This is a genomic window from Kitasatospora sp. NPDC088742 (genome assembly GCF_055584905.1).
Window position 1 is genome coordinate 69,290 of record NZ_JBVJLD010000014.1, and the last position, 10,125, is coordinate 79,414.

Consider the following 10,125-nt stretch of genomic DNA (forward strand, 5'->3'; position numbering starts at 1 on the left):
GTCGGTTCTGTGTTTGCTGCAGAACGTCGCCAGTTGATTCTCGAAATGGTGCGCGCCAACGGAGCGGTCTCGCTCCGGGAGTTGGCACGCGTCGTCCAGACCTCCGAGGTCACCGTCCGCCGGGACGTCCGCGCGCTGGAGGCCGAGGGGCTCCTCGACCGCCGGCACGGCGGTGCGGTGCTCCCCGGCGGCTTCAGCAGGGAGCCGGGGTACCCGCAGAAGACCCATCTGTCCGCCGCCGAGAAGAGCGCCATCGCCGACCTGGCCGCCGGCCTGGTCGAGGAGGGCGACGCGGTGGTGGTCGGAGCCGGGACCACCACCCAGGAGCTGGCCCGCCGGCTGGCCCGGGTGCCCGGGCTGACGGTGGTCACCAATTCGCTGCTGGTCGCCCAGGCGCTGGCACACGCCAACCGGGTCGAGGTGGTGATGACCGGCGGGACCTTGCGGGGCTCCAACTACGCCCTGGTGGGCAGCGGGGCGGAGCAGTCGCTGCAGGGATTGAGGGTCTCCAAGGCCTTCATCTCCGGCAGCGGGCTGACCGCCGAGCGCGGTCTCTCCACCACCAACATGCTCTCCGCGAGCGTGGACCGGGCACTGGTGCAGTCGGCCACCGAGGTCATCGTCCTCGCCGACCACACCAAGCTCGGCGCGGACACCATGTTCCAGACCGTGCCCACCGAGGCGATCACCCGGCTGGTGACGGACGAGCAGGCCGCCGCCACCGACCAGACCGCCCGGGAGCTGGACGCGCTGGCCGACTGCGGGGTGCAGATCTCCATCGCCCCGGTCGGCCCGCCGGTGGAGGCCCCGGTGCACCCGCACCCGGCCCCCTCCGGCTCGGCCCCCCGGCGCCCGGCCCCGCTCCCCGGCCAGCGCCGCCCGAACCACCAACTCCCGGGCCGGATGCCCGAGCTGACGGTCACCCGGGCCCGCTGACGCCTCCACTCCCATCCCTCCGGCAGACACGGCCGGGGCCCCGCCGCAGCAGTGCGACGGGGCCCCGGAGACCGGTCTCCCGGATCAGTCCTTGATCTCGCAGAGCGCCGCGCCGCTGCTCACGCTGGCGCCCACCTCGGCCTTGAGGCCGGTGATGGTGCCCGCCTTGTGGGCGTTGAGCGGCTGCTCCATCTTCATCGCCTCCAGGACCACGATCAGCTCGCCCTCGGCGACGACCTGGCCCTCCTCGACGGCGACCTTCACGATGGTGCCCTGCATCGGCGAGGCCAGCGTGTCACCGCTGACCGCCGAACCGGCCTTCTTGCTGCCGACCCGGCGCTTGGTCTTGCCGGTCGCCGTGGCGCCCGCCACCGGGGCGGCGGCCACGCCGAGCGAGGAGGGCAGCGAGACCTCGATCCGCTTGCCGCCGACCTCGACCACCACGGTCTCGCGCTGGTCGGCCTCCTCGCCGTCCACGCCACCGCCGGTGAAGGCCGGGATGGTGTTCTCGAACGCGGTCTCGATCCAGCGGGTGTAGACCGTGAACGGGCCCTCGCCGCCGTGCACCTCGGGTGCGAACGCCGGGTCGGTGACGACCGCCTGGTGGAACGGGATGGCGGTGGCCATGCCCTCCACCTTGAACTCCGACAGCGCCCGGGCGGCGCGCTGGAGCGCCTGCTTGCGGGTGGCGCCGGTGACGATCAGCTTGGCCAGCAGGGAGTCCCAGGCCGGGCCGATGACCGAGCCGGACTCCACGCCCGCGTCCAGCCGGACGCCGGGGCCGGACGGCGGGGCGAACAGCGTCACCGTGCCGGGGGCCGGCAGGAAGTTGCGGCCCGGGTCCTCGCCGTTGATCCGGAACTCGATGGAGTGGCCGCGGATCTCGGGGTCGTCGTAGCCCAGCTCCTCGCCGTCGGCGATCCGGAACATCTCGCGGACCAGGTCGATCCCGGTGACCTCCTCGGAGACCGGGTGCTCCACCTGGAGACGGGTGTTGACCTCCAGGAAGGAGATCAGCCCGTCCTGGGAGACCAGGAACTCGCAGGTGCCGGCGCCGACGTAGCCCGCCTCGCGCAGGATCGCCTTGGAGGCCCGGTACAGCTCCGCGTTCTGCTCGTCCGTCAGGAACGGCGCGGGCGCCTCCTCGACCAGCTTCTGGTGGCGGCGCTGCAGCGAGCAGTCACGGGTGGAGACGATCACCACGTTGCCGTGGCGGTCGGCCAGGCACTGGGTCTCGACGTGCCGCGGGTTGTCCAGGTACTGCTCGACGAAGCACTCGCCGCGGCCGAAGGCGGCGACCGCCTCGCGGACCGCCGACTCGTACAGCTCCGGGATCTCCTCCAGCGTGCGGGCCACCTTGAGACCGCGGCCACCACCACCGAAGGCCGCCTTGATGGCGACCGGGAGGCCGTGCTCGGTCGCGAAGGCGACCACCTCGTCGGCACCGGAGACCGGGTCCGCGGTGCCGGCCACCAGCGGGGCGCCGGCGCGCTGCGCGACGTGACGGGCCGTCACCTTGTCGCCCAGGTCGCGGATGGCCTGCGGCGGCGGGCCGATCCAGATCAGCCCGGCGTCGAGCACGGCCTGGGCGAACTCGGCGTTCTCCGACAGGAAGCCGTAGCCGGGGTGGACCGCGTCCGCGCCCGAGTCGGCCGCCGCCTTGAGCACCTTGGCGATGTCCAGGTAGCTGGTGGCCGGGGTGTCGCCGCCGAGGGCGTACGCCTCGTCGGCCGCGCGGACGTGCAGGGCGTCCCGGTCCGGCTCGGCGTAGACGGCGACGCTGGCGATACCGGCGTCCGAGCAGGCCCGGGCGACTCGGACGGCGATTTCGCCGCGGTTGGCGATGAGCACCTTGCGCACGTGTGGCTCCCTTCTTGAACCTCGTTGAGCTTAGGGTTTGCGGGGTCTTACCGGCGAGTAGCCCCAGGTGGTGAGCTTGCCCACACGGAGCGTGACGCGGATTCGTGATCACGTGGACACGGAGCGGGACGCGCCGCTGGTCGCGACGTTACGCGGTCGGCCCGGAGCGGGCCCGGAGTCGGGCTGGGGCGTCGTCGGCGTGCCGTGGCCTTCGCCACATCCATCCGCGGGGTCGCCTCATCCGGCCGCCGCGAACGCTTTGGCGGTGACGTCCGAGGCGAGTTCGACCACATCGGGGCCGTACACCTTCGGGTTGACCACCCGGAGCACCAGCGCGAAGGCGCCGTTCCGGCCGTACCGGCGGGCCAGCTGCCAGTGGTTGGCGGTCAGATAGCGCACCGCAGCGTGGTTGGAGGTCGCGGTCTGACCCGCGATCAGGAAGACCGGGCGGCTGCCCTCGGCAGCGTGCACCCGTGCCAGCAGGACATACGCCTTCGGTATCTCGTCGTCGTGCTGGTGGCGGAACAACTCGTCGCCCGCCACTATGGTGTCGCTGTAGATCCGCCCCGGTTCCGTGATGAAACCAGCCCCGGGCAGCCAGTTCCGCAGGTGGGCGGCAGTCCGCTCGTTGCTCTCGGGGCCGCCGAGGCAGAACTCGGCCTTGCCGCCCAGTCCTTGGCGGACCTGGTCGTGCGCGACGATGTCGGCCCGGGCGCCGCACTCCTTGACCAGGGCGGCCAACTCCATCAGCGCGTATACGTCGTTGCGTGAGACGCTCTTCGAACTGGCCGACGGGGACTGCCGGTTGACCACGAGCAGGCACTCCGTTCCGCCGGGCATGCCGAAGAACTCCCGTACCCGGCCGAGCCGTCGTCGGCGGCGCGCGGTCTGGGCGAGCCAGCCGAGTCCGGCGCTGATGGCACTGGCCAGCAGGCCGAGCGCCACGTTGAGCAGGCTGTCGAGCACCGCACGCTCCCTTTCCGGCCCGATGACCGCGCCAGCCTAGCGGCCGGGTGCGGGCGGCGGCTTGGCCCGCAGTGACAGATGTGCGGGCCCGGATCTGTCCGGATCAGCAGGGCAGAATCGGAGGGGCACAGTCCGGTTTCGGGTGCCGAACTGTAATGGTCTGGACCATTGACGGCTTTTCGGCCCGCTCCCTAGCGTGTCCGCCGACGGACGCCGCACGGCGCCCGTGGTCACCTCGACGGGGGAAGTCGAAGAGATGAAGCTCCGCACCGCCCTGCCCGCGCTCGCCTGCACCACCTTGCTGCTGACCGGCTGCGGCTCCACCGGCGGCACCGCCGCCGCTCCGGCGCCCAAGGCCTCCGACTACGGCTGCCTGGCGCGGGAGCGCGCCGACAAAGGCTCCTTCGCCCTCGACTCCACCGCGAAGCGGGACGCCTACTACCAGGACTCCGACGCGGGCCACGCCAAGGTGGCGGTGGTCCTCTCGCACGAGAACGGGTCCTCGCTCTGCGACTGGGTGCCCTTCGTGGAGGACTTCGCCAAGGCCGGCTACGCCAGCCTCGCCTTCACCTCAGCGGGGGACGTCGCCCAGGACATCGAGGCCGCCGGCGGCTACCTCAAGGGCAAGGGCATCCAGCGGGTGGTGCTGATCGGCGCCTCCAAGGGCGGCACCGCCTCGCTGGCCGCCGCGGTCACCCCCGGCACGCTCCCGGTGGCCGCCGTGGTGACCCTCAGCTCGCCGCTCTACCACGGCAGTTGGGACGGCAAGACGGCCATCGGCAAGCTCGCCGTCCCGCTGTTCATCGCCGCCCAGGAGGGCGACCAGCCGTTCGCCGGGAACGCCGCCGAACTGGCCGCCGCGGCCACCGCCGCCCCGGTCAAGGAGCTGAAGGTCTACCAGGGGACCAGCCACGGCGCCCGGCTGCTGGAGCAGGGCACCGCCAAGGCCGACCTGCTCGCCTTCCTGGCGAAGAACGCCCCGGCGGCCTGAAGGACGGTCAGACGGACCAGAGGTCGGTGATCCGGATGCCGAGGTCGGCCAGCAGCCTGCGCAGCAGCGGGAGCGACAGGCCGATCACGTTGCCCGGATCCCCGTCGATGCCGTCGATGAACGGCGCCGAGCGGCCGTCCAGGGTGAACGCCCCCGCCACGTACAGCGGTTCACCCGTAGCGATGTACGCGGCCAGCTCGGCGTCGTCCGGGTTCCCGAACCGGACGGTGGTCGAGGCGGTCGCGGAGGACTCCTTGCCGGTGGCGGTGTCGATCACGCAGTGGCCGGTACGGAGCACGCCCTCGCGGCCCCGCATCGCCTGCCAGCGCGCCAGCGCGTCGGCGGCGTCGTCCGGCTTCCCGAGCGCCTGCCCGTCCAGCTCCAGCACCGAGTCGCACCCGATCACCAACTGACCGTCCGTGAGCTCCCCGGCCACCTTCCGCGCCTTGGCCTCCGCCAGCACCAACGCCAGCTCCCCGGGCGTGGCCGCACTCAGCGCGTCCTCGTCCACCCCGCTGACCACGACCTCCGGCGCCAACCCCGCCTGCCGCAACAACCCCAACCGCGCCGGCGACTGCGACGCCAACACCACCACACGCTGACTCATGCGGCCCAGCCTAGGCGACGCGGCTGCGCCACCCGGGGGCGCGAGGCTCTGCTGACTTGCGGCTCCGCCGCGGGGCGCGAAACGGAAGGCGGCCCAGCGTTGGATCGGGGCAGGCGAGCCAGTTGCACGTGTTGCCGTTCCCCCGCGCGCAGTTCCTCGCGCCCCTGCGGGGCGCATGCCTGTGCCTCACAGGACGAGGAGCACGGCCATCACGAAGAGGAGTGCCGCCAGCACCGGACCGGCGCGGCGGAGCATCCGTTGTGCCCGCCGCGCCTCGTCCGATTCCTCATCCCGCGGGTCCGACCAGAGCACCTCACCAGCCTGCGCCCCGAACTGCCCGGAATGCCTGAGTACGGATACTCAACTCACCCGGCCCACCCGGAGGTTCGCCAGGCGTGCGGCCCCGGCGCGGGCGCCTGCCGCATCCGCCGGGCCCGGTCGTTCCACGCGGTGGCCGGGCCGACGCCCGCCCGCCGGGCCGCCTCTTCGGCGGCAGCGGCGGCGGCGGCCCGGGCTGAGACCACCGCCAGGACGGTGGCCAGCTCCTCGGGGGTCGGCTGCCCGTGCAGTACCTGAATGGGACTCATATACAGATCCTCCTCCCCTACGGGCGTCGCGACTACAGCGGGATGTTGCCGTGCTTCTTGGGCGGCAGCACTTCCCGCTTGCCGCGCAGCGCCCGCAGGCCCCGCACGATGTGGCGGCGGGTCTCGCTGGGGGCGATGACCGCGTCCACGTACCCGCGCTCGGCGGCCAGGTACGGGTTGAGCAGGGTGTCCTCGTACTCGGCGACCAGCTCCGCCCGTCGCGCGTCGACGTCCTCGCCGGCCGCGGCGGCGGCCTGGAGCTCGCGCCGGTAGACGATGTTGGCCGCGCCCTGGGCGCCCATCACGGCGATCTGGGCGGTCGGCCAGGCCAGGTTGAGGTCGGCGCCGAGGTGCTTGGAGCCCATCACGTCGTACGCGCCGCCGAAGGCCTTGCGGGTGATCACGGTGATCAGCGGCACCGTCGCCTCGGCGTAGGCGTAGATCAGCTTGGCGCCGCGGCGGATGATGCCGTCCCACTCCTGCTCGGTGCCGGGCAGGAAGCCGGGCACGTCGACGAAGGTGAGGACCGGGATGTTGAAGGAGTCGCACGTCCGGATGAACCGGGCGGCCTTCTCGCTGGCGTTGATGTCCAGGCAGCCGGCCAGGTCCATCGGCTGGTTGCCGACCACGCCGACCGGGTGGCCCTCGACCCGGCCGAAGCCGGTGATGACGTTGCCGGCGTAGAGGGCCTGGGTCTCCAGGAACTCGCCGTCGTCCAGGACGTGCTCGATCACCTTGTGCATGTCGTACGGCTGGTTGGCCGAGTCCGGCACCAGGGTGTCGAGCTCCAGGTCCTCGTCGGTGATCGAGAGGTCGGCCTGCTCGGCGAAGACCGGCGGCTCGGAGAGGTTGTTCGACGGCAGGTAGGAGAGCAGGTTCTTGACGTACTCCACCGCCTCCTTCTCGTCCGCCGCGAGGTGGTGCGCGTTGCCCGACTTGGTGTTGTGGGTGCGCGCGCCGCCCAGCTCCTCCATGCCGACGTCCTCGCCGGTGACGGTCTTGATCACGTCGGGGCCGGTGATGAACATGTGCGAGGTCTGGTCGGCCATCACCACGAAGTCGGTGATCGCGGGGGAGTAGACCGCGCCGCCCGCGCAGGGGCCCATGATCAGCGAGATCTGCGGGATCACGCCGGAGGCGTGCACGTTGCGGCGGAAGATCTCGCCGTACAGGCCGAGCGAGACCACGCCCTCCTGGATCCGGGCGCCGCCGGAGTCGTTGATGCCGATGACCGGGCAGCCGGTCTTCAGGGCGAAGTCCATCACCTTGACGATCTTCTCGCCGAAGACCTCGCCCAGCGAGCCGCCGAAGACGGTGAAGTCCTGCGCGAAGACCGCGACCTGCCGGCCGTCCACGGTGCCGTAGCCGGTCACCACGCCGTCGCCGTAGGGGCGGTTCTTCTCCTGCCCGAAGTTGGTGGAGCGGTGCCGCGCGAACTCGTCGAACTCCACGAACGAGTCCTCGTCCAGCAGCTCCTGCACCCGCTCACGGGCCGTCAGCTTGCCCTTGGCATGCTGCTTCTCGACCGCCGCGGCCGAACCGGAGTGCACGGCCTCGTCGATCCTGCGGCGCAGGTCGGCCAGCTTTCCGGCGGTGGTGTGCGGGTCGTACGGCGCCTCGGTCATCCGGTCGGCTCTCCCTGATCCTCGGCCGCTCCCGGTGCGTCGCGCACGAGGGCAGGGGGCGGCACAGCGAACTACCGCTGGGTAGCGTAGCCAGCCCGGGGCCCTTCCGGTTATGGCCAGCAACACAGTGTCATTCGGCGTGTTTCTGCGGGACGATGTGGCGGCTTACGACCATTCCCGGGGGAACCTCGCACGGGCCTGAGCAGCGCGGTCCCCCTCCTGACCGCCGCCGTCGCACCACCTGCCCATTGTCCCGCCGGACGCCGCGTGCCCACGGGGACGCCGCGCGCCGTCGCCGTCGCGGAGCCGGGCTGACGACCCGTCGGATCGGTACGCTGGCCCGGTGACCGAGAGCGCCGACGAGCACCCCAGCGACCAGCCCCGCCCCCGCCGCAGTGGACTGCGTGGCTTCGGCCATGACGGGCCGTCGCCCTGGACCGACCTGGAGCGGCCGCCGCTGGACCAGGCGGGGCTGCGGCGGGACCTGCTGGTCCCCGGCGGGCTGTGGACCGCGCTGGACGTGGTCGCGGAGACCGGCTCCACCAACACCGACCTGGCGGCCCGGGCCAAGGAGGGCGCGCCCGAGGGCGCGGTCCTGGTGGCCGAGGAGCAGACCGCCGGGCGCGGCCGGCTGGAGCGCCAGTGGTCCGCTCCGGCCCGCTCCGGCCTCTTCCTCTCCGTGCTGCTGCGGCCGAGGGACGTGCCGGTGGAGCGGTACGGCTGGCTGCCGATCCTGGTCGGCGTGGCGGCAGCCGGCGCGCTGAACCGGGTGGCCGGCGTGGAGGCCGGGCTGAAGTGGCCCAACGACCTGCAGACCGTGGTCGGCGGCGAGGAGCGCAAGCTCGGAGGCATCCTGACCGAGCTGGCCGACGGGGCGGTGGTGGCCGGCCTCGGCCTCAACGTCTCGCTCCGGCAGGACGAGCTGCCCGTCCCGACCGCCACCTCGCTGGTCCTGGCCGGCGCGGTGACCGACCGGGAGACCCTGCTGCGCGCCCTGCTGCGCGAGTTCGCCGAGCTCTACGGCGAGTGGGTGCAGACGGCCGGTGACCCGCACGCCAGCGGCCTGCTGCCCGCCTACGCCGCCCGCTGCACCACCCTCGGCCGCCGGGTGAAGGTCCAACTCCCGGGCGGCCGCGAGCTGTTGGGCGAGGCCGTGGCGGTGGACGGGGACGGCCGGCTGGTGGTCCGCACCCCCGACGGCAGCCGTCACCCGGTGGCCGCAGGGGACGTCGTGCACGTCCGGCCGCAGGAGTCCTGACCGAAGTCCTGACGAACCCCCAGGTCACCGTCGCGGAGCCGTCCGAGCGGTGGACCGCCGGGCGTCCGTCCAGTGGTCGGCTTCGGGCGGATGCCCCGGATCGGGAAATTCCGTGCGACGATTCCCCCTGGCGGCGGTGTGAGGCGCACCACTACCCGCGTGGTGGTCGGTCGCCCCTGGACAGGCAGGACATGAGGCAAGTGCGGCACCCGCACGGGGACGGACCGGTGGCAGACGCAGACGGCGGGCAGGCGGGCGACGACGGGCAGACCGTCGCGCTGGACCTGGAGCGGCTGATCCTCGACGCACCGCGCAGGTACACGCCGTACCAGGCCGCCCGCGCAGCCGACGTGCCGATGGAGCTGGCCACCCGCTTCTGGCGGGCGATGGGCTTCCCCGACATCGGGCAGTCCCGGGCCCTCACCGACGGGGACGTGATCGCGCTGCGGCGCCTCGCCGGTCTGGTCGAGTCCGGACTGCTCAGCGAGTCGATGGCGATCCAGGTGGCCCGCTCCACCGGCCAGACCACCGCCCGGCTGGCCGGCTGGCAGATGGACACCTTCCTGGAGAACCTCACCCAGGCGGTCGAGCCCGGCCTCACCCGGGCCGAGGTCGCCTACCCGCTGGTCGAGCTGCTGCTGCCCGAACTGGAGCAGTTCCTGGTCTACGTGTGGCGCCGTCAGCTGGCCGCCGTCACCGGCCGGGTGGTGCAGGCCGCCGAGGACACCGAGATCACCAGCGGCCGCCTGGCGGTCGGCTTCGCCGACCTGGTCGGCTTCACCCGGCTCTCCCGGCGGCTGGAGGAGGAGGAGCTCGGCGAGCTCGTCGAGAGCTTCGAGAACACCTGCTCCGATCTGATCGCCGGTCACGGCGGCCGGGTGGTCAAGACCCTGGGCGACGAGATCCTCTTCGTCTCCGAGGACCCGGCCACCGCCGCGGAGATCGCCCTCAGCCTGGTCGAGGCCCTGGCCGACGCGGAGAACATCCCGGCCCTGCGGGTCGGCATGGCCTTCGGCACCGTCACCTCCCGGATGGGCGACGTCTTCGGAACGACCGTCAACCTCGCCAGCCGCCTCACCTCGATCGCCCCCAAGGACGCCGTCCTGCTGGACGGCGAGTTCGCCACCGCCCTGGAGAAATCCGGCGCTGCGGCCCCCTCCCCCCTGGAGGAGCAGCCGGTCACCGGCCCGCACCGCTTCCACCTCCAACCCATGTGGCGCCGCCCCGTCCGGGGCCTCGGCCTGGTCGAACCGTGGCTCCTCACCCGCCTGGGGAGACTCCCGCAGCTCGGCTAG

At 72.5% G+C, this 10,125-nt stretch carries 10 protein-coding genes; 4 read left to right on the plus strand and 6 right to left on the minus strand.

Annotated features, from left to right (window positions below; all coding sequences use genetic code 11):
- Positions 1–45 precede the first annotated feature (45 nt).
- Positions 46–936: a DeoR/GlpR family DNA-binding transcription regulator gene (locus ACZ6ZR_RS14100; protein WP_396296662.1), complete on the plus strand. Its 891-nt coding sequence runs from the start codon at positions 46–48 to the stop codon at positions 934–936.
- 84 nt (positions 937–1,020) lie between these two features.
- Here ACZ6ZR_RS14100 and ACZ6ZR_RS14105 read toward each other — a convergent pair whose 3' ends face one another.
- The gene (locus ACZ6ZR_RS14105; RefSeq protein WP_465642350.1) at positions 1,021–2,796 is read right to left on the minus strand and encodes an acetyl/propionyl/methylcrotonyl-CoA carboxylase subunit alpha; all 1,776 of its coding nucleotides are present in this window, start codon (positions 2,794–2,796) and stop codon (positions 1,021–1,023) included.
- A gap of 237 nt (positions 2,797–3,033) precedes the next feature.
- A complete protein-coding gene (locus ACZ6ZR_RS14110) occupies positions 3,034–3,762 on the minus strand; it encodes a hypothetical protein (protein WP_465642351.1) in 729 nt (242 codons plus the stop codon).
- Between the two features lie 256 nt (positions 3,763–4,018).
- On the opposite strand from ACZ6ZR_RS14110, the gene ACZ6ZR_RS14115 reads away from it, so the two are divergent.
- Complete coding sequence (locus ACZ6ZR_RS14115) at positions 4,019–4,753, plus strand: alpha/beta hydrolase (protein WP_465642352.1); 735 nt, start codon at positions 4,019–4,021, stop codon at positions 4,751–4,753.
- Between the two features lie 7 nt (positions 4,754–4,760).
- On the opposite strand, the gene ACZ6ZR_RS14120 is transcribed toward ACZ6ZR_RS14115, so the two are convergent.
- The 4 genes from ACZ6ZR_RS14120 to ACZ6ZR_RS14135 all read right to left on the minus strand — a co-directional run bounded on the left by ACZ6ZR_RS14120 (position 4,761) and on the right by ACZ6ZR_RS14135 (position 7,572).
- On the minus strand, positions 4,761–5,360 hold the full coding sequence (locus tag ACZ6ZR_RS14120; RefSeq protein ID WP_465642353.1) for a Maf family protein: 600 nt from the start codon (positions 5,358–5,360) through the stop codon (positions 4,761–4,763).
- Between the two features lie 186 nt (positions 5,361–5,546).
- Positions 5,547–5,672 carry a morphogenic membrane protein MmpB gene (gene mmpB, locus ACZ6ZR_RS14125; RefSeq protein ID WP_465642354.1) on the minus strand — a complete coding sequence of 42 codons (126 nt, stop codon included), beginning with the start codon at positions 5,670–5,672 and terminating at the stop codon, positions 5,547–5,549.
- A 53-nt stretch (positions 5,673–5,725) separates the two neighbouring features.
- Positions 5,726–5,947 (minus strand): acyl-CoA carboxylase subunit epsilon, encoded by a 222-nt coding sequence (locus tag ACZ6ZR_RS14130; protein WP_465642355.1) that lies wholly within the window; start codon positions 5,945–5,947, stop codon positions 5,726–5,728.
- Between the two features lie 32 nt (positions 5,948–5,979).
- Entirely contained in the window at positions 5,980–7,572 is a 1,593-nt protein-coding gene (locus ACZ6ZR_RS14135; RefSeq protein WP_465642356.1) for an acyl-CoA carboxylase subunit beta, read from the minus strand.
- Between the two features lie 400 nt (positions 7,573–7,972).
- Here ACZ6ZR_RS14135 and ACZ6ZR_RS14140 point away from each other — a divergent pair, with 400 nt between their 5' ends.
- Positions 7,973–8,830: a biotin--[acetyl-CoA-carboxylase] ligase gene (locus ACZ6ZR_RS14140; RefSeq protein WP_465642415.1), complete on the plus strand. Its 858-nt coding sequence runs from the start codon at positions 7,973–7,975 to the stop codon at positions 8,828–8,830.
- 191 nt (positions 8,831–9,021) lie between these two features.
- The gene (locus ACZ6ZR_RS14145; protein ID WP_465642357.1) at positions 9,022–10,125 is read left to right on the plus strand and encodes an adenylate/guanylate cyclase domain-containing protein; all 1,104 of its coding nucleotides are present in this window, start codon (positions 9,022–9,024) and stop codon (positions 10,123–10,125) included.

Coding starts and splice junctions, on each gene's coding strand:
- ACZ6ZR_RS14100 (WP_396296662.1), top strand. CDS start 46: ATGGTGCGCGCCAACGGAGCGGTCTCGCTCCGGGAGTTGGCACGCGTC.
- ACZ6ZR_RS14120 (WP_465642353.1), bottom strand. CDS start 5,360: ATGAGTCAGCGTGTGGTGGTGTTGGCGTCGCAGTCGCCGGCGCGGTTG.
- ACZ6ZR_RS14135 (WP_465642356.1), bottom strand. CDS start 7,572: ATGACCGAGGCGCCGTACGACCCGCACACCACCGCCGGAAAGCTGGCC.
- ACZ6ZR_RS14115 (WP_465642352.1), top strand. CDS start 4,019: ATGAAGCTCCGCACCGCCCTGCCCGCGCTCGCCTGCACCACCTTGCTG.
- ACZ6ZR_RS14145 (WP_465642357.1), top strand. CDS start 9,022: ATGAGGCAAGTGCGGCACCCGCACGGGGACGGACCGGTGGCAGACGCA.
- ACZ6ZR_RS14130 (WP_465642355.1), bottom strand. CDS start 5,947: ATGAGTCCCATTCAGGTACTGCACGGGCAGCCGACCCCCGAGGAGCTG.